18 protein-coding genes and 1 pseudogene are annotated in these 18,894 nt (G+C 37.2%); 3 read left to right on the forward strand and 16 right to left on the reverse strand.

Going from position 1 to position 18,894, the window contains the following annotated elements; all coding sequences use genetic code 11:
* Positions 1-4: 4 nt before the first annotated feature.
* Genes UZ34_03940 through UZ34_03980 form a run of 9 tightly spaced genes read right to left on the reverse strand, consistent with a single transcriptional unit; the run spans position 5 to position 8,204 of the window.
* Entirely contained in the window at positions 5-1,060 is a 1,056-nt protein-coding gene (locus UZ34_03940; GenBank protein ID AKO64557.1) for a hypothetical protein, read from the reverse strand.
* Positions 1,050-2,441 carry a hypothetical protein gene (locus UZ34_03945; GenBank protein ID AKO64558.1) on the reverse strand — a complete coding sequence of 464 codons (1,392 nt, stop codon included), beginning with the start codon at positions 2,439-2,441 and terminating at the stop codon, positions 1,050-1,052. Before UZ34_03945 ends, UZ34_03940 begins: the two co-directional genes overlap by 11 nt.
* Before the next feature lie 48 nt (positions 2,442-2,489).
* A complete protein-coding gene (locus tag UZ34_03950) occupies positions 2,490-3,491 on the reverse strand; it encodes a hypothetical protein (GenBank protein ID AKO64559.1) in 1,002 nt (333 codons plus the stop codon).
* Positions 3,492-3,500: 9 nt separating this feature from the next.
* Positions 3,501-4,373, reverse strand: a complete 873-nt coding sequence (locus UZ34_03955; protein AKO64560.1) for a glucose-1-phosphate thymidylyltransferase — start codon at positions 4,371-4,373, stop codon at positions 3,501-3,503.
* Positions 4,370-5,158 (reverse strand): hypothetical protein, encoded by a 789-nt coding sequence (locus UZ34_03960; GenBank protein ID AKO64561.1) that lies wholly within the window; start codon positions 5,156-5,158, stop codon positions 4,370-4,372. The genes UZ34_03955 and UZ34_03960 overlap by 4 nt, the downstream gene beginning before the upstream one ends.
* Entirely contained in the window at positions 5,155-5,739 is a 585-nt protein-coding gene (locus tag UZ34_03965; GenBank protein AKO64562.1) for an adenylylsulfate kinase, read from the reverse strand. The genes UZ34_03960 and UZ34_03965 overlap by 4 nt, the downstream gene beginning before the upstream one ends.
* A complete protein-coding gene (locus tag UZ34_03970; GenBank protein AKO64563.1) occupies positions 5,732-6,580 on the reverse strand; it encodes a dTDP-4-dehydrorhamnose reductase in 849 nt (282 codons plus the stop codon). Before UZ34_03970 ends, UZ34_03965 begins: the two co-directional genes overlap by 8 nt.
* Positions 6,577-7,635, reverse strand: coding sequence for a spore coat protein (locus tag UZ34_03975; GenBank protein AKO64564.1), 1,059 nt, complete (start codon positions 7,633-7,635; stop codon positions 6,577-6,579). Before UZ34_03975 ends, UZ34_03970 begins: the two co-directional genes overlap by 4 nt.
* The gene (locus UZ34_03980; protein AKO64565.1) at positions 7,632-8,204 is read right to left on the reverse strand and encodes a phosphoheptose isomerase; all 573 of its coding nucleotides are present in this window, start codon (positions 8,202-8,204) and stop codon (positions 7,632-7,634) included. The genes UZ34_03975 and UZ34_03980 overlap by 4 nt, the downstream gene beginning before the upstream one ends.
* Before the next feature lie 1,006 nt (positions 8,205-9,210).
* Here UZ34_03980 and UZ34_03985 point away from each other — a divergent pair.
* From UZ34_03985 to UZ34_03995, 3 genes are read left to right on the forward strand one after another with little or no spacing between them, the layout of a single operon-like run.
* Positions 9,211-9,519, forward strand: a complete 309-nt coding sequence (locus UZ34_03985) for a hypothetical protein (GenBank protein AKO64566.1) — start codon at positions 9,211-9,213, stop codon at positions 9,517-9,519.
* A gap of 2 nt (positions 9,520-9,521) precedes the next feature.
* On the forward strand, positions 9,522-10,553 hold the full coding sequence (gene tdh, locus UZ34_03990; protein AKO64567.1) for an L-threonine 3-dehydrogenase: 1,032 nt from the start codon (positions 9,522-9,524) through the stop codon (positions 10,551-10,553).
* A gap of 3 nt (positions 10,554-10,556) precedes the next feature.
* Entirely contained in the window at positions 10,557-11,747 is a 1,191-nt protein-coding gene (locus UZ34_03995; protein ID AKO64568.1) for a 2-amino-3-ketobutyrate CoA ligase, read from the forward strand.
* Between the two features lie 225 nt (positions 11,748-11,972).
* Here UZ34_03995 and UZ34_04000 read toward each other — a convergent pair whose 3' ends face one another.
* From UZ34_04000 to UZ34_04030, 7 genes and pseudogenes are all read right to left on the reverse strand, one after another.
* Entirely contained in the window at positions 11,973-12,383 is a 411-nt protein-coding gene (locus tag UZ34_04000; protein AKO64569.1) for a hypothetical protein, read from the reverse strand.
* Between the two features lie 28 nt (positions 12,384-12,411).
* On the reverse strand, positions 12,412-13,812 hold the full coding sequence (locus UZ34_04005) for a hypothetical protein (GenBank protein AKO64570.1): 1,401 nt from the start codon (positions 13,810-13,812) through the stop codon (positions 12,412-12,414).
* Entirely contained in the window at positions 13,805-14,182 is a 378-nt protein-coding gene (locus tag UZ34_04010; GenBank protein ID AKO64571.1) for a phosphate starvation-inducible protein PhoH, read from the reverse strand. The genes UZ34_04005 and UZ34_04010 overlap by 8 nt, the downstream gene beginning before the upstream one ends.
* 133 nt (positions 14,183-14,315) lie before the next feature.
* Positions 14,316-14,615, reverse strand: a pseudogene (locus tag UZ34_04015) (hypothetical protein).
* A 289-nt stretch (positions 14,616-14,904) separates the two neighbouring features.
* A complete protein-coding gene (locus tag UZ34_04020; protein ID AKO64572.1) occupies positions 14,905-16,182 on the reverse strand; it encodes an O-acetylhomoserine aminocarboxypropyltransferase in 1,278 nt (425 codons plus the stop codon).
* Between the two features lie 83 nt (positions 16,183-16,265).
* Entirely contained in the window at positions 16,266-17,480 is a 1,215-nt protein-coding gene (locus tag UZ34_04025; protein ID AKO64573.1) for a hypothetical protein, read from the reverse strand.
* A gap of 13 nt (positions 17,481-17,493) precedes the next feature.
* Complete coding sequence (locus UZ34_04030; GenBank protein ID AKO64574.1) at positions 17,494-18,504, reverse strand: alcohol dehydrogenase; 1,011 nt, start codon at positions 18,502-18,504, stop codon at positions 17,494-17,496.
* Positions 18,505-18,894: the final 390 nt, after the last annotated feature.

Genomic DNA, 18,894 nt, shown 5'->3' on the forward strand with positions numbered 1-18,894 from the left:
TATCTTAATTGTTTAATTTTTTATATACATAAATATACCCTATCGACAGTAAAGATAGAGCAATAATCACAATATTTAAACTAATTTGTGGAAATAAAAATAAGACTATAGTTGTTGGAATTGTGTACAAAGGAAACAAAGCAAGAGTGGTTATTACGTTTGAAAATTTAGTCCTGTTATATTTATTCTTTAATTCATTAAAAATAATCGTATGCAGATGTCTGTTGTCCGGAGTCAAAGGACTTAATCCCGATGATATTTTTCTAATAAAGGAAAATAGCAGCTCCAAACAGGGATAAAATAGAATTAGAACTGCGAGCCATGAAAGAAGCTGGTTATGCTTTCCAAATGTATAAATAGTTAACAACGCAATAACAAAACCATAAAAATACGCACCGGTATCGCCAACAAAAACTTTCCCCAATGGAAAATTAAAGCATAAGAATACAATCAGAGGTACTAAGAAAATTGAAGATACAACAACAACCTCATTATCTCCGTAAAAAAAACCAATTGAGGCTATAGATACTAATTGAAAAATAGCCGTCAAACCAAAAAGCCCGTTCATGCCATCAATCAAATTCATCCCATTCATCACCACCAATAAAGAAAAGGTAAAAAATATGATGCCAACTGGATACACAGATATTAAATGTCCTAAATATGGAAAATCGATTACAGGAAAATCTATTGGATTAAGATAGAAAAAAATCAAACAACCCATCACCATTGTTATTAGCCTCAGTCGCGGGCTGGTATTATGGAATAGATCTTCTTTTGTACTGATTGCTATGAAAGGTATTGCTGAGATAAGAATGTTAACAATAATTTTTTGCTGGATAAATTCAAACCACACAAGCAAAGCTATAAAAATATAAATAAAAATGCCTCCTAATCTTGAAACTTCGTTTTTATGTACTCGCTGAATATTTTGATATGTCTTGAAATTTAAGGCATGAAATATATTTGTCCAAAAAAAAGATATGAAAGCAAATGCAATAAACAGACCTAGCAATGGGTACTTTAAAAATAAAAAAACATCAAAAAAACTATTGAGCATGTTTGGTTAAAATAAATTTTGTTTTTGTTTCAGGAAAATTTTTTATAATGATTTTCTGATCAATATTCACTACATTATTAATTTTATATAATTTATAAAGCGGAGAAGATTGATTATTTTCATCTTTTACAAGATCTTGGATACTGTAATTTACATAATATTTGATTCTTTGATGTTCCTGAAAATCAACCTGTTGTAATGCATTTTCTTTTAAATAATCAGCGACCTCTTGCTCTAAACTTTCATTCTTATCAATTAAACAATTTAGAATAAAAAAAGCTATCGTAATTCCTAGGATTTTTTTTATAAATCTATTTACCTTTCCATCTTTAAATATGATTAATATAACTGGTGTAATTAAAATAAATATCCACCACCAATGAAAACCCCAATACCGATTTGTCAATACATACACATTAAACAAATTGATACTGACTAATATAAAACTGACAATTAAAAAGAAATAGATGTATTTTTGGTAATTATTTTTTATTTTTTTCTTTGCAAACAATGAATAAAAAAACAAACCCCCATGTAACACCCCCAAACCCTTGATCCACTTAAAAATTAGCACTGAAAACAAAACTGCATAGGTAATAATTAAACTGTAATTTTCAAATAAATTTGATAAATATTCATTATCTGTTTGAACGGGTAATGGTTTTACAAGCTGCTGAAGAAATAAAATGGGTCGATTTAAAAACTCAGTTAAACGTGATGAGCTCATCACATTCATTAAATCAATATTTGAAAATAAAATTACTAACAGGGCTAATATTGCTGCAAGGATACATAGTGAATAATCTAGAACCAATTGTTTTAACTTTTGAGTTTTGTTTTGAGTTAAATTCCACAATGGCAAAAGAATTACAAATACCAATCCCTCTGGACGAAAAAGGCCTGCAAAGAGAAATCCTAACTGCCAAGTTATAGAATTTTTTAAGGAATATTGTTTTAAATTTTTAGAATAGAAGTAAGTCCCCATCATACAACCCGCCCACAATCCATGATCTCTTAAGACCATGCCCACATAATCATCCATGATCGGAATAAAAGATAATAAGATTACCCCACCATAAAATATGATGTGTTTTTCTTTGTTATAAATAAGTTGCAGTGTTTTTAGATAAAACAAAATAGCAATTCCAAACAAGGCTAAATCAACCCCATGCGCTACGACCTGAAAATGTAAATTTGTGAATTTATGGAATATAGCAATTAGGATGCTAAAGAATGGCCATGGGTATAAAGCTAAACCCTCTTTCCAGCTACCCTCCGCAATTAAATAAGCCTGTTTGAGGTAAAGCAAGCCATCGCGGTTGATGTGACCGTCTTGAATATAAATAGACCAGATGGCAACAAGCATAATGACCGACCACATCGGCCATAGTGAGGACAATTTCTCTCTAATTAAATCGAAATATTTCATTTAAGAATTCACGCTCCACGCATCGCGACACATCGACTCTAAATTTAACTTTGCTGACCAATTCAAGTGATTTTTTATTTTATCGACTGCTGCATAGCAGGTGGCAATGTCCCCATCACGCCTGGGTTGAATTTGATACGGAATCTTCACTTGATTAACTTCCTCAAAAGCCTTTACCATTTCTTTCACAGAAAATCCTTTGCCGCAACCCACATTATAAATCTCACAACCGATAACATCATCCATTAACGCACTCCAATGTGCCTCCATCAAATCCGTCACATGGATGTAATCCCTCACCCCTGTTCCATCATCAGTCTCATAATCGTCGCCATAGATATTGAGGAAATCATACTCTCCTCGAGCGACTCCCAATATGTATGGCATCAAATTATTAGGCATACCGTTTGGCTTTTCTCCAATAATGCACTTGTAAGAACCCACCGGATTAAAGTAGCGCAATAACTTCACCGAGGCTGTTTTAAAATACTCATCTTGTATAAATAGTTCTTCAACTTGAGCTTTGGTTTCACCATATGGGTTATAGGGCTGGACTGGATGGTCTTCATCAATCGGCAAATATTGAGGGTCGCCATACACCGTTGCACTGGATGAGAAGATCAAATTTTTAATGCCTTGCGCTTTTATGCAGTCGATCACATTTTGTGAACCCACTACATTATTGTCATGATAGAGATCAGGATTGGCGACCGACTCAGCCACTGATTTTAACCCCGCAAAATGAATCACCGCGCTGAAACGATGCTCATTAAAAAAATCTTTTAACTTATCTTGATCGCGAATATCAATATTAAAAAAGGGAATGGTGACATTGAAATGTTTTTCTAAGGTTTGTAAATTTGAGAGGTCACTATTGCTTAAGTTATCCACCACCACCAAATCGATTCGCTTTTCTAAACAGAGGGCGACCATGTGTGAGCCTAAAAAACCAGCTCCGCCAGTAATTAAAATAGGATGTGAAAATGTGTTTACATCAGTCATTCTTAAGCACTATTCAGATAAGACTTTCATGAGGTACTGGCCGTATTGGTTCTTCAGTAACGGCTTGGCTAAGTCTTCTAATTGGGGTGCACTAATCCACCCTTGACGATACGCCACCTCTTCCGGGCAGGCTACTTTCAACCCCTGGCGGTTTTCAATGGTTGAGATGAACTGACCTGCATCGAGCAATGAGTCATGCGTGCCGGTATCCAGCCAGGCATAACCTCGGTCCATGATCTCGACACTGAGATTTTTTTGAGTGAGGTATAATTTATTCAGATCGGTAATTTCCAATTCTCCACGAGGTGATGGTTTGAGGCTCTTGGCTAAACACACCACCTGCTCATCATAAAAATACAAACCCGTCACCGCGAAGTTGGATTTTGGCTTGCTGGGTTTTTCCTCTAAGGAAATGACTTGATTATTGTCATCAAACTCTGCCACACCATAGCGTTCTGGATCATGCACATGGTAGGCAAACACGGTAGCCCCAGTTTCTCGTTGATCTGCGGACTGGAGTAACTCTTGCAGGTCATGTCCGTAAAAAATATTGTCTCCCAATATTAACGCTGACGGATCGTCGCCAATAAATTCTTCGCCTAATAGGAACGCTTGGGCTAAGCCATCTGGGCTCGGTTGGACCTTGTATTTAAAGTTCACGCCCCACTGCGATCCATCACCCAACAGAGACTCAAATCGTTGTGTGTCTTCAGGTGTTGAGATGATCAAGATGTCGCGCATGCCGCCGAGCATGAGTGTGGTCAGCGGGTAATAGATCATCGGCTTGTCATAGACTGGAAGGAGTTGTTTAGAGATGGTCTGTGTCACCGGATACAGTCGGGTCCCTGAGCCACCTGCCAAGATAATGCCCTTACGATTCATGTTTTTTCCTTCCAATTAAACTTTATGTTTTTATTTCGTACCGCGATCAGATCGGGGTTGAGTATTTTACTCACATTATAAACCAAGGATTGGTCATCTAAGGTATAGATCTCACCGCCAGTTTCTTTTAAAATCGCATGTCCGGCCGCCATATCCCAGAGCGAGGTTGGCCCAAAGCGTGGATAGGCATCAGCCAACCCCTTGGCCAACATAGTCAACTTTAAACTGGATCCTGCCGCAACCGTTTCGCCTTGGTGGTGCTGAATAAAATCTTTTGTTTGTTGATTGAGGTGTGACCTCGAGACCGCAAAAATCGGTGGCTGCCTTGTTTCATTTTGTTGCTTTAAAAGAGGTTGAGTCTCTCGGTCTTTTATCTTTTTTGCGCCAGCACCCTTTGTCGCCAAAAACGTTTCATTTGTCACGGGGATATGAATCACTCCCAAGACTGGCTGATGGTTCTCTATTAATGCAATGTTTACTGTGAATTCACCATTACCTTTAATAAATTCTTTGGTACCGTCGAGTGGATCGACACACCAAAAGGTCACAACATCCCCTTCTAATTCCTCCCCCTCCTCGCTCAAGATCGGGATCTCAGGTGTCAGTTTTTTTAATGCTTTTGAGATGATGTGATGTGAGGCTAGGTCAGCTTGCGTTAAAGGGCTCTGGTCACTCTTGGTTTGAACCTCAAAGTCATCCTGCTGATAGATTTGAAGAATCGCTTGACCGGCCTCCTCTGCAATGATTTTGACGTGATCGAGTAAAGTCTGGTCTAGCTCGATCAAGTGAGATTAACTTTCTCTAAGATCAGCTGCACACATTCACTGATCGATTTATTTTGGGTGTCGATGATGACGTCTGGATTTTCGGGTGGCTCATAGGGAGAATCAATACCAGTAAATTCTTTAACCTCACCCCGTCGTGCTTTTTGATATAAACCTTTTACATCACGCTGTTCGCATTCTTGTAAAGAAGTTGAGATATAGATCTCTTTAAATTGATTATCTTTAAAAAGACTACGTGCCCAGTCACGCTCTTGTTTAAACGGTGAGATTAAACCTGCAATCACAATCAGTCCGGCATCGACTATGAGTTTGGCTGCCTCGGCTGCACGCCTCACATTCTCATTACGGTCTGCTTTACTAAACCCTAAATCTGAATTGAGTCCGTGGCGCAGATTATCACCATCGAGGATATAAGTGTGTTTCCCTTTTTTGTTCAGCTCCTGCTCTAATGCATTGGCTAGCGTTGACTTACCCGCCCCGGAGAGTCCGGTCATCCACAGGCACACAGGTGTCTGGTGTTTGATCTTGGCCCGCTCGATTTGCGTCAAAGCGAACTGTTGGAATTTGATATTCTTATCCATGAATAATTTTATTTAACTCTTGTGACCAATCATTAAAACTTAAGCCAAAAGATTTTTTGATTTTATCATTACTCAACACACTATTCGCCGGCCGTTTGGTTTTTGTTGGGAACTCATGAGTTGAAATGGGATGTAAATTATCCAGATTAAATTTTGGATTCGTTTGACCAATAATTTCATTCGCAAACTCATGCCAGGAACAAGACCCATCCGGCACCAGGTGATAGATCCCGGTATTTATTTCAGAGAGTAGCGGGATGATACATTTGACTTGCTCGGCAATAAATTGGTTGGAGGTCGGAACACCAAATTGGTCTGCCACCACCTTGAGTTCTTCTCGTTCTTGGCTTAACTTTTTCATGGTGAGGTAGAAGTTGTGCCCGATGTTAGAATACACCCAGCTGGTTCTGAAGATATAAGTTAACCGACCGACTTCTTGAATCGCCTCCTCGCCCGCGCACTTGGACTGCCCATAAATGCCTAAGGGATGGGTGGGATCATTCTCAACGTAAGCCTCTTTTTTCTCGCCATTGAATACGTAGTCGGTCGAGAAGTGAATGAGTGGGATATTATATTCGCTTGCCTTTTCCGCCATCACCTTGGGTGCGTCTTGGTTTATTTTAAAAGCCAACTCAGGCTCGTCCTCAGCCTGATCCACTTTCGTGTATGCCGCGGGGTTGATGATCAGATCCGGTTGGTGCTGGTCGATGACTTGTTTGATTTTATCTAAATTGGTCAGGTCGCAATCTTGTCGGGTGAGGCCAATTAATTCATGCTCGGTGAGTTCACGCATTAAGGCATGCCCCACCTGACCATTGATGCCCGTGATTAAGATCTTCATGAATAGTTTTTATTGAGCCAGTGTTGGTACTCGCCCGACTGAACGTTAGCGACCCAGTCCTGGTTATCCAGGTACCACTGGACCGTCTTACGGATGCCGGTCTCGAAGGTCTCTTCCGGTTTCCAGCCAAGCTCATTACTAATCTTGGTCGCGTCAATCGCGTAGCGTCGGTCGTGTCCAGGCCGGTCTTTAACGAAGGTGATTTGGTCTTTATACGACTTGCCATCCTCGCGGGGTTGGAGTTCGTCAAGCAAGTCACACAAGGTATGCACGACATCTAAATTCGCCTTCTCGTTCCAGCCACCGATGTTGTAGGTCTCGCCAATAGCGCCCTTCTCCAACACGGTCGCAATGCCCTTGCAGTGGTCGACCACGTAGAGCCAGTCCCGGATCTGCTGGCCATCCCCATAGATCGGTAGGTCTTGGCCCTGCAGGGCTTTGAGGATACAGAGAGGGATGAGTTTTTCTGGGAAGTGATAGGGTCCGTAGTTATTGGAACAATTGGTTGTTAAGACAGGTAAGCCATAGGTGTGGTGCCAGGCACGAACCAAATGGTCTGACGCCGCCTTTGACGCACTATAAGGACTATTGGGTTCATACTGGTTCGTTTCTTTAAAAGCCGGGTCGCTTGCGCTTAAGGTCCCGTACACTTCATCTGTTGACACATGCAGAAATCGGAATTGTGTTTTTGCATCATCGCTCAACGTATTAAAAAATGATCGGACTTCCTCTAACAAGCGATAGGTGCCGATAATGTTGGTCTGCATAAAGTCATCCGGTCCGTGAATGGATCGGTCGACGTGACTCTCCGCCGCAAAGTTCACAATGGCTCTGGGTTGATGTTCTTGAAATAGTTTGGCTAGTAATGTTGAGTCCCCAATGTCACCCTGCGCAAAAGCATAGTTTGGGTTGTTTTCCACTGACTTTAAATTCTCGAGGTTGCCCGCATAGGTCAACTTATCTAGGGCAATGACTTTTTCATTGTTGTTGTTTAACCAATTGAGGACAAAATTGGAGCCGATAAAGCCGGCTGCGCCGGTGACGATAATACTCATGCTTTTAACTGTAATCCTTCTTCAATGAGGTCACATAGAATATGGCCGATGGTGATGTGCATCTCCTGGATGCGTGCGGTGGTGTTTGAATTAATCACAATCGCTTCACTCACTAAAGATGATGCCTTGCCCCCACCCTTACCTAATAAACCAATCGTGGTCATCTGTTTTTGGTTGGCGACTGCCAGAGCGTTTAACACATTCTGACTGTTACCCGAAGTAGTGATACCTACTAACACATCCCCCTCAGAACCAAGACCCTCTACCTGGCGTGAAAAGATGTGTTCATAGCCATAGTCATTCACAATGCAGGTCATGACCGCCGAGTCTGCATTCAGTGATATCGATTTGAGGGCTTTCCGATCCCCAACGAAACGACCAACCAACTCGCCTGCTAAGTGTTGTGCATCAGACGCACTGCCACCATTACCGCACCAGAAGATGGTCTTACCATCCTGTAAGGCTTGAATCATGTTATTCGCCACCCTATCTATTTGTGGGGCTAATAACTCAAGGGTAGATAATACAGCTTGGTGTTCTTCGAGGTGTTTTTTAATGATTTCGTTCATAGACCCTATTATAACTAAGGAATTACATTCCATGATGAATCTTTTAGATATAAAAAAACCAGCCTAAGCTGGTTTTTTAAGATATTGTTTTATTTCTCACGCTTTTTTTAACTCATTAACAATTAATGTTTTTAATCTCAATCTTTCTTTTTTTAGCTTAGTAACTACATCATCTGATAGGTAATGTTGATAAGCATCAACGATTTTTTCACTTAACTCTTTATGTCTTGACTGTAAATGTTGTAAATTCATTAAAACTCCTTCAATTAATACGTTATATATAAAATAGAATTTGTTGCTAAATTTACATCTCCTTTTCTATGAATTTATTAGATTCACATCTTTAAATTACTCCTAAAATAATTAAAAAAGAAGGGGTAATTTGTAACAAAATTGTAAAAATTTAATCCCAATCAATTACTTAGATACCTGCACAATCATGATGCATTAAAAAAAGTTCAAAATTTGTAAAATTTTTTCCACATTATCTGTGGATAAAATTGTGTATAAACCCTGAAAATTAGTTTAAATCCCCTTTTTTTTATAGCGATTTATAAAATTGATTAATTTTTAATCAAAAAAAAAATCAATAAAATCAATAACTTATAATTAAGTCTTTGATTTTTCTATGTCTTAAGTCAGAGAAATTAGTGAAAAATAGGATGATGGGCAAAGGTGTGCATAAGTCAATCCTTTTTTTTGATTTTTTTTTCTTATTAAAACCGTTTTTTTAAAAAAAGGGGTTGTCAAATTTTACGAAGTATGTGTATTATTTTTTAATTTTTAGGGAGAAAAAAATGAAAATAATTAAAGAAATGAAAGAAGTACTAATTGCATCAGGAATTTTATTTGCTATTTTGATGTGTATTTTAGTTTTCACACAAGTTTATTTCTAACTTTTATTTATAAATCTTTATAAAAACCATACTTTAAATATAGTTTTTTCAAGCTCTATTTCGTGATAAAGTTTGCACTCTTAATTTAACTTTAATAAGGGTATTAAATTATGTTGCGATATCTAATAATTGCTTTTATGGCCAGCCTATCTGCTTGTTCATTTGTCGAACAAAAACCTGGCTCAGAAAATGTCACAGTCACTGACAAGGATTCTGTTGTGAGCTGTCAAGAAAAAGGTAAATCTCGCGTTACGGTGCTGTCTGAAATAGGAGTAGCAGACTTAATGGACGAGTATGTTGCAGAAAAACTCGACTTAATGGGTAAAAACGCTGCAGTGGATCAAGGCGGTGACACGATCGTAAAAATTGAAGAACCTGAACCAGGCATCGCCGTATACGCTATCTATAAGTGTAAATAACCATGAAAGCCCTAGTCAAAACAAAAGCCGAAGAAGGCATTTGGCTTCAGGATATGCCTGAACCGGAATGTGGTAACAATGACGTCATAGTAAAAATCCACAAAACGGCCATATGTGGCACAGATATTCATATCTATAATTGGGATGAATGGGCTCAAAAAACAATTCCAGTTCCTATGATTACTGGCCATGAGTATGCTGGTGAGATTGTCGAAGTGGGTCAAAATGTCACTGACTTATCTGTGGGCGACATTGTATCTGGTGAAGGCCACATCACATGTGGGCGCTGCCGCAACTGTTTAGCAGGCAGAATTCATCTTTGTCCTAATACTATTGGTGTTGGCGTAAATCGTACAGGAGCATTCGCTGAGTATGTGTCTATTCCAGCCAAAAATATTTTTAAACCAAGTCGTGAAATCACTACTGATCTTCTATCTGTATTTGACCCCTATGGAAATGCAGTGCACACCGCCCTATCCTTTAATATGGTGGGTGAAGATGTTTTAATTACCGGAGCAGGTCCCATTGGAAGTATGGCAGCACTTGTTGCCAAACATGCGGGTGCGAGAAATATTGTTATTACCGACATGAACCAATTCCGTCTCGATCTGATTAAAAAAATATTACCAGAAGTAATTACCATCAATGTATCTAAGGAAAAAATCACAAAAGAGATGATGGCTAAACTGGGTATCTTTGAAGGGTTTGATGTTGGTCTAGAAATGTCAGGCTCTCCACAAGCATTCAGTGGAATGTTAGATCTCATGATTAACGGTGGGAATATTGCCATGCTAGCCATCATGCCTGCTGGCTCAGGAATTGATTGGGATATGGTGGTTTTTAAAGGCTTAACGATCAAGGGAATTTATGGACGTGAAATCTTTGAGACTTGGTATAAGGGATCTATGATGGTACAAACTGGCTTGCCTTTAGAAAAAATAATCACCCACCGATTCTCTTATCAAGAGTTTCAAGACGGTTTCGACGTCATGCGCTCTGGAAACTCTGGAAAAGTCATCTTAAACTGGATATAAGTTATGAGCTTCGAAACACTAAAAGAATCCTTTCAAACAGATCTTCAAGATATTAAAGATTCAGGATTATGGAAAAACGAACGATTTATTGATTCGGATCAAAAAAGCAAAATCACACTTCAAGATGGATCTTCCGTCATCAACATGTGCGCGAATAACTATCTTGGATTAGCTAATAATCAAGAGATCATTCAAGCCGCGAAAGAAAGCCTAGATCGTTGGGGGTTTGGTGTTGCTTCTGTTAGATTTATTTGTGGAACACAAACCCTGCATAAAAGATTAGAAGAAGAGGTGTCAAAATTTCTTGGTACTGAAGATACTATTTTGTATGCAGCCTGTTTCGACGCTAATGCCGGGTTATTTGAAACTTTATTAAATAATGAAGATGCCATTATTTCTGATGAATTAAACCATGCCTCCATTATTGATGGTGTTCGCTTATGTAAAGCTCAACGTTATCGTTACAAGAATAACGATATGCAAGACTTAAGAGCAAAGCTTGAGGAAGCCAAAAAAAATAAAGCGCGACGTATTTTAATTACCACCGACGGTGTATTTTCAATGGATGGCACGATTGCCAAACTCGATGAGATTTGTGATCTTGCTGATGAATTTGGTGCTATGGTTCATCATGATGATTGTCATGCCACAGGCTTTATGGGCAAGCAAGGTAAAGGCGTGCATGAGTATCGCAATGTCATGGATCGTGTAGATATCATCACCAGCACCTTTGGGAAAGCACTTGGTGGAGCATCCGGTGGATTCACGTCAGGTCGGGCAGAAATTATTGATATGCTCAGACAACGGTCTAGACCTTACCTCTTTTCTAATTCCCTAGCACCTAACATTTGTGCCGCCTCCCTAAAAGTATTTGAAATGCTTAACCAATCAACTGATTTAAGAGATAAGTTAGAAAAAAATACTCACTATTTTAGAAAAGGCATGCAGGAGCAAGGTTTTGATGTGGATAATGGTGATCATCCAATTGTCCCAATCATGCTTGGTGATTCTGTCCTTGCGCAAAAAATGAGTCAAGAATTACTGAAACTTGGTGTGTATGCGATTGGCTTCTTTTACCCGGTTGTTCCTCAAGGTAAAGCCAGGATTCGAACTCAGCTGTCTGCTGCACATAGTTTTGAAGACCTTGATATTGCTATAACTGCATTTAGCAAAGCCAGAGAAGCTGTTTCTTAAAAAAATATTTAAAAAAACTGAGTGTTACTATTGATTTTTTAAATGAGAATCATTATCATTAGCATTAAGGTTAATAAAAGATAAATACAAATGACAGATTTTGAAAAATATTTGAAGAATCACCAGCAAAAACAAAAAACTAGTAAGAGTGTTTACTATGTTGGCATTCTATCTCTGATTGCATTAGTAGCCATTGTAGTTAATTCTGCTTCACTAATTTAGTACTTATTGTTTTACCACATTCTTCGAGAGTGTCACCTCTCTCGTGAAAGATATCAATCCAAAAATAAGTGCACTCATCGCTCCAATAAATAAGAAAGCAATAAACTGGTCAAAGTTAAATTGAATTTCTGTACCAATAAATATTGAGGCAATGACAATACAAGTCAGCAATGCTGATAATGTAGTGAGTGCAATTGCCCAATGAGTCCATTTAGCCCTTAATCGCAACATATTAAGCTCTAATAAATCATCATTACTCAATTTAGCTCGACCTTCATTTAGTACTCTGAACCGATCAATAATTCGTGCTAATCGATTAGTCATCACCGTTAAGGTAGCGCCAATTGCCGTGAGTAGAAAAGCTGGGGCAACAGCCAGCTGAATAGCGCTTGCAACTTCCATGAGTGGATTCATATGACAAATAGATTAAGTTATTAATTAATCACATCATAATATAAAAAATTGAAGTGATAATAAATATTGTCAAAATATTCATGATAAAACCTACTCTTACCATATCTATCACCTTAATTTTTTCTGTTGCAAAGATAACAGCATTTGGCGGAGTCGCAATGGGCAACATAAAAGCACAGCTGGCAGCCATCACAACAGCCATGCCAATAATATTAACCGGAAGTCCTATATCAACAGCTATTACACCAATGATCGGAAGAAAAGATATAGTTAAAGCCGTATTAGACAAAACTTCGGTTAAAAATACCGTTGCAAAAATCAAAATTAAAATTATATAAATTACAGAAAAGTTATCGAGAAAAGTTAACTGAGAACCAAGCCAATCACCCAAGCCACTGACCATAATTGCTTTTGCCAGGGCCAAGCCGCCCCCAAATAGCAACAACAACCCCCAAGGTAGTTGTTTCATATGCTTCCATTGTAATAAATCATTTTTTTTATTTGACGATGGGATAAGAAAAAATAAAAAAGCTGAGGTGATAGCAATACCTGAATCAGTTAAGTTAGATAAAAAATTAAACTGATTTAAGTAACCACGGAACACCCATGCAGAGACCGTTACAATAAAAACCAATAAAACCTTAACTTCATCGCTGCTCATAGTGGGTAATTTTTCTAATGAAATATTTTGCCACTTAGTTTGGTCAATGTTTTTATTTTTTTTAATCAAATAAAAGAAGATAAAAAAAGATACAAATAATATGATTGCTGATATCGGCAAGGCCACTGTCATCCATTCTAGGAAAGATATCTGTATATCAAAATTTTCATGCATAAAGCCAACGAAAAAAACATTTGGAGCTGTGCCAATAATGGTGCTCATCCCTCCAATACTTGCTGAATATGCAATACTAAGTAATAGTAAAATTTCAAATTGCGTATTTTCCACCTTCAACTCTTTACAGACTTGAATAGCGATTGGGAGAAGCATTAAGGCCGTGGCTGTGTTAATAATCCACATGCTTGTAAAATAAGATACCAACATAAAACATGCCAAAACACTAAACATACTTCGTCCAAATTTTGAAATCATGAGATAGGCGAATCTTTTATGTAAGCCAGATATTTCTATTACAATGGCCAGCATAAAACCACCTAAAAATAAAAAAATACTAGGGCTTGCATATGGAGCTGCTACCTCTTGGAAATTCTGATTGGTCAGTATAGGTATCAGAATTAAAGGAAGCAAGGCGGTAACATAAATGGGGATAACTTCAAAAAACCACCAGACAATCATCAATAGCATGATTGATAATACCGCCAAAGCCTCAGAGTTTAAGGATGATATAGAACCAAAAGATATGAATATAAATATTATTAAACCAACCCAAAATCCGATTTTCTTTATCGCTTGCTTTGAATCATTCATCTAATAGCTTATTGGTTGGGCGATAATTAATTACTAGAATTGCTATGGCAATAAGTAAGATTGCTCCAGCCTCAATTAATATATTTGTTGGATCCGACTGATTGCCTTTTAGAATTATAAGTCGACAAAGCGCAGTAATAGCAATGTACATAGGTATAGAAATTGGAATTCTATTGCTTTTACAAAATACAGCTACCATTCCTAAAATTTCGGAGTAAATAAATAATAAAAGTAACTCAGCAAGAGTAACGTTCATATTTAGAAACATATTTTTAATTTCTAAAAGAGCTGCACACAATGTTGCGATAGCGACGATTATAAGAAGAATCTTTTCGGCGTAAGTTATTAAATCTTTAAAATGATCTTTCACGAGGAAAATTTATTGGGAATTAAATACTTTTGAATTGCATAAGAATGTTCTTTGCAAGAGAGGCATTAATAGCATTCCAGTCCATTAGATTGCCGTTATCTTTTTGGTAGCCTTTGATTTTATCTCGATCATAAAAATCTAAATTAATAAAACGCATCGACCACGCTGCAAATTCTCTGACATCAATATCCTTCTCAGATATTAGGTTGACATTAAAGTGACGAGGGTCCTTGCAAATCTTTTTATAAAGATTTTTAAGATCTTTTTCTTCGCCCTCAAGAACCTGGCAAAAGGAACCTTGATCGTAGAGCAATAACCCTGTGATACTGTGATCAGAATTATGACGCATGCTTTCAAACATGATGGACTGCAGGTCGTCCTTAGTCATCCTGTTAGCAGCATTACTCACATAAATTAATTCAAACATTCCCAAACCTCCCCTTTTGAGAAAAGTCTTAAAGTTAGTTATAAATTAGCATATAAAAATTTACGTTGCAATAATTAATTTGCTGTGGATAAATCTGTGGATAAATTAAAAAAATTAAAATTTAAACAATTGTGATTTAATTTAACAAAACATATATTAAAAATTAATATTTAAAAACAATAATTTATCAGTAACAAAAAAAATATATCAGGTATAGGTAAAATCAAAGAGATTTAATTTTTATATAAAAAAAAATATAAAACTGTGGATAAATCGTAGGATAACTTAATTTTGACTATCCCTGAGACGCTTTTAAAGCTTGATCTATATCCGCAATAATATCCTCTATATGTTCAATACCTACAGAAATTCTGACCATATCTTCCGAAACACCTGCGCTTTTCAACTCCGTAGGGTTAAGTTGTCGATGCGTGGTAGATGCAGGGTGACATGCCAATGATTTTGCATCCCCAATATTCACTAAACGAAGAATCATTTGCAGGGCATCAATAAACTTTGCTCCAGCCTCCAGGCCTCCCTTCACACCAAAGCTGACAATACCTGAGGCCTTTCCTTTTGAGATTTTTTTACAAACATCATGATACTTATCTGTGGCAAGTCCTGCATAATTAACCCAATTTACACTTGCATGACTTTTTAAATATTCTGCTAATGCTTGGGCATTTTCACAGTGTCTTTCAATCCTCAAACCTAGCGTCTCTAGTCCCTGAAGAATCTGAAATGCACTAAAGGCTGACAGCGCTGACCCGGTATTTCTTAATGGCACAACCCGACATCTTCCAATGAATGCTGCGGGACCCAACGCCTCAGTGTAAACAACCCCATGGTATGAAGGATCAGGCTCATTCAACATTGGAAATCTTTCTTTATTTTTTGCCCAATCAAATTTTCCTGAATCAACAATTATCCCCCCCACCGTTGTTCCATGGCCACCTATATATTTTGTTAATGAATGAACAACAATGTCTGCACCAAAATCTATAGGTTTACATAAATACGGAGTCGGGACTGTGTTATCAACAATTAAGGGTATCCCATGCTTGTGAGCAATTTTTGCTAAGTTCTCAATATCAACCACATTGCCTAGTGGATTACCAATCGATTCACAATAAATAGCCTTCGTTTTGTCATCAATAGATAGTTCTATTAAGTCAAAATCAGAAGCATCAACCATCTTTACCTCAATGCCCTGCTGAGGAAATGTGTGTGCAAATAAGTTAAATGTCCCTCCATACAGCTGATTAGCACTAATGATATTATCTCCAGCTCTAGTGATGCACTGGATTGAATAAGTAATAGCTGCCATTCCTGAAGCCAAGGCCAATGCACCAATGCCTCCTTCCATTTCAGCAATTCTCTGCTCTAAAACAGCATTGGTTGGATTCATAATTCTTGAATAAATATTACCTTCAACTTTTAGATCAAAGAGGTCGGCTCCATGTTGTGTGTTATCGAAGGTAAATGATGTTGTCTGATAGATTGGAGTTGTGGCTGCTTTGGTGGTAGATTCTGATGTGTACCCGGAGTGCAGTGCTATGCTTTCTAAGTTCATGGTTATCCTTTAATTGTGTGTTTAATAACATTTTAGGGTTTTAAGAATAAAATTCAAATTTTCTAAATATCAAAATTAGGAACTTATTTCTTTAAATGTACTTTTAGATAAACGAGATAGATAAATGTTATTAAATGAATTAATACAACACATCCAAAGAAATAGGTCATTGATAGGGGTGAGTTGAATAAATTAATCCACACTAAAAATACAAACACATGAAGTATTAAAAATTTAAAGGTAAGCTTATTGATAAAATGAGTGCTAAAAAACTTTCGTAAAATAGGATAATTCAGTATTTTAATAATGGCATGCAAAGCCCATATTACAGTCATCATTTGAATTAACTTGATTGCTTCATAATAGTCCTCGCTAAAAAATTTCATAACAATGTCTTTAGCAAAAAAACTAACAATAAAAGCAAGCATCAAATAAGTTGAGATGAAAAATAAAACACTAGGTATAGTTTTGTTAAAGCTACTCTCCTTAGAATATATTCTGATCGACTGGGCAATCACATTGGTTAAGGCACCTCCCATTCGGTAAACTTGATCACCTAGGTTAAAGATTGCCATAGCCATTGGTCCTCCTACGATAGTAAGACCAAATCCCCATAAGGTGTTAATTTGATTATTAGTAACTGCATTTAATAAATAAGGGAAACTCGATTGAATAACAAGCGTGAACTGTTTTTTATTAAAATTTATCCAGGAGTAGGAATGTCGCATAATCATATGCCAATATGCATACAACGTAATTGCCCCCATATTAATTCCTTGAGCTAAGAAAGCCCAGTAAGCAGATGAATTATCGTTAACCAAGAAATATATGACGAGCAAATAAACCAGTCGAGATATTAATGTTGGCAAAATCATAGTTTGTGGAATTTTGTTGACTTGAAAAAACCACAGTGGGTATGCACCCCACATTAAAATGCTTGGAATAATACTCATCCAAAACAACAGAGGAAAGTTAAGTAAGTTTGCCATAATTAAAAAAAGGATAATCAACAAACAAACAACAGCGATGCTTAATCTGAGGCTCAGCAGAAGACTAATTAATCTATTTTTATCGCGCAGTGTTTTTGCCCTACTCCAATTCTCTATACTAAAATGCTGAACCCCCCAGTCACTAACGACCCAAGATAATTGCACCAGCACAAAACCTATGGCCACTTGACCAAAAATAAAAAAATCCAACCGTGACGCTAAGATAGGAATAGCAATAAGAACCGAGAGTTGATTGGTAAGTATTATTGAACCCCGACTAAGGGCATGCTTGAGAATATTAAAGAACATTAGTCACTATTCACTAATATTGGATACAAATTTTACCAAAATGTTGATTGGATTCTTGATGTTTGAAGGCATCAATCAAACTTTCAAATGGGAACACCTTGTCAATAACTGGCTTAAATTGATATTGATTGATGGCATTAATCATATTCAGCTGATGCTGACGGTTTCCAACCAGAACTCCCTGAATTTTAATCTGTTTTAGAAGCAAATTGATCATGTCTAATTTTCCATCGAGGCCGCTTAAAATACCAATAAAGGAAATATGGCCATTCACTTTACAAGCCGTCAATGAATGGTTGATGGTGTTTGGACCTCCAACATCAACAACATAATCAACTCCTTGACCGTTAGTCCAATCTAAAACAGCATTGCCCCATTCAGGGTTTTTTTTATAATTGATGCAATAATCAGCACCAAACTCATACAGTCTTTTTATTTTGTCATCACTAGAGCTGGTTGCAACAACTCTTGCTCCAATCATCTTGGCAAACTGTAAAGCATAGATAGATACCCCGCCGGTACCTTGAATAAGAATGGTGTCATTTTTTGTAATTTGTGTATCCTCGAACAAGGCACGCCAGGCCGTTAAAGCGGCTGTAGTTAATGTTGAAGACTCAAGATGTGTCCAAAGTTTTGGAGCCTTGGTAAAAAAATTTTCATCCACTGCAACATAATCACGAGCATAGCCATCAACACCATCCCCAGGAACTGTTTTAAAGTCTGAATAAATTGGCTCACCTTTATCCCAATCAGGGAAAAAGGTACTAACCACATGATCGCCCACTTTGAAATTTTTTACATTGGTCCCGATGGCAACAATTTCCCCCGCCCCATCTGACATTGGAATTCTGTCCTCTGTTGGTCCCCACATTCCGGACACAACAGCATAGTCATGGTAATTTAATGATGAGGCTTTAATTTTGACTAGAATCTGGTGCTCATTGATAGCTGGAATATCACTTGTTGTAATAGATACCGAATCAAAACCACCACCTTGATTTATTCGTAAAATTCTTGACTGCATAAATAACTTAGGAAATTTAAAGTAGTTTAAATTATAAACACAAAACTTTTACTTATAATTTTATTGAAGGATTTTCTATTTAAAATTTGAATCATTATTGAAAGGAAAAAAAGGGGTGGGTGTTTATCTTTAAAAGGTTTTGATAATTTTTACGTTTTTAAACTCGATTGAGCGAAAATATTAACCGATTAAAACGATTAATTCACCAATGAAAAGAAGAAATGGTGGAGCTGGGGAACATCAGACCCTTTTCTATAATGTTCTATAATCATCTTAATTATTGATATTAAATAATCTCTATTCATCCGTTTAAGTCTATAATTTTCTATAGTGTTCTTAGGTAATCTATTTAAAAGTGGTATACAAATGAAGTGGTATACAGAATTGGTA

The sequence above is a fragment of the Methylophilales bacterium MBRSF5 genome, assembly GCA_001044335.1.
Taxonomy (GTDB): domain Bacteria; phylum Pseudomonadota; class Gammaproteobacteria; order Burkholderiales; family Methylophilaceae; genus BACL14.

Bases quoted from the DNA above. Each gene is read 5' to 3' on its own strand.
- UZ34_03940 (AKO64557.1), bottom strand. From the start codon at position 1,060: ATGCTCAATAGTTTTTTTGATGTTTTTTTATTTTTAAAGTACCCATTG.
- UZ34_03945 (AKO64558.1), bottom strand. From the start codon at position 2,441: ATGTGGTCGGTCATTATGCTTGTTGCCATCTGGTCTATTTATATTCAA.
- UZ34_03950 (AKO64559.1), bottom strand. From the start codon at position 3,491: ATGACTGATGTAAACACATTTTCACATCCTATTTTAATTACTGGCGGA.
- UZ34_03955 (AKO64560.1), bottom strand. From the start codon at position 4,373: ATGAATCGTAAGGGCATTATCTTGGCAGGTGGCTCAGGGACCCGACTG.
- UZ34_03965 (AKO64562.1), bottom strand. From the start codon at position 5,739: ATGGATAAGAATATCAAATTCCAACAGTTCGCTTTGACGCAAATCGAG.
- UZ34_03970 (AKO64563.1), bottom strand. From the start codon at position 6,580: ATGAAGATCTTAATCACGGGCATCAATGGTCAGGTGGGGCATGCCTTA.
- UZ34_03975 (AKO64564.1), bottom strand. From the start codon at position 7,635: ATGAGTATTATCGTCACCGGCGCAGCCGGCTTTATCGGCTCCAATTTT.
- UZ34_03980 (AKO64565.1), bottom strand. From the start codon at position 8,204: ATGAACGAAATCATTAAAAAACACCTCGAAGAACACCAAGCTGTATTA.
- UZ34_03985 (AKO64566.1), top strand. From the start codon at position 9,211: ATGTTGCGATATCTAATAATTGCTTTTATGGCCAGCCTATCTGCTTGT.
- tdh (AKO64567.1), top strand. From the start codon at position 9,522: ATGAAAGCCCTAGTCAAAACAAAAGCCGAAGAAGGCATTTGGCTTCAG.
- UZ34_03995 (AKO64568.1), top strand. From the start codon at position 10,557: ATGAGCTTCGAAACACTAAAAGAATCCTTTCAAACAGATCTTCAAGAT.
- UZ34_04000 (AKO64569.1), bottom strand. From the start codon at position 12,383: ATGAATCCACTCATGGAAGTTGCAAGCGCTATTCAGCTGGCTGTTGCC.
- UZ34_04005 (AKO64570.1), bottom strand. From the start codon at position 13,812: ATGAATGATTCAAAGCAAGCGATAAAGAAAATCGGATTTTGGGTTGGT.
- UZ34_04020 (AKO64572.1), bottom strand. From the start codon at position 16,182: ATGAACTTAGAAAGCATAGCACTGCACTCCGGGTACACATCAGAATCT.
- UZ34_04025 (AKO64573.1), bottom strand. From the start codon at position 17,480: ATGTTCTTTAATATTCTCAAGCATGCCCTTAGTCGGGGTTCAATAATA.
- UZ34_04030 (AKO64574.1), bottom strand. From the start codon at position 18,504: ATGCAGTCAAGAATTTTACGAATAAATCAAGGTGGTGGTTTTGATTCG.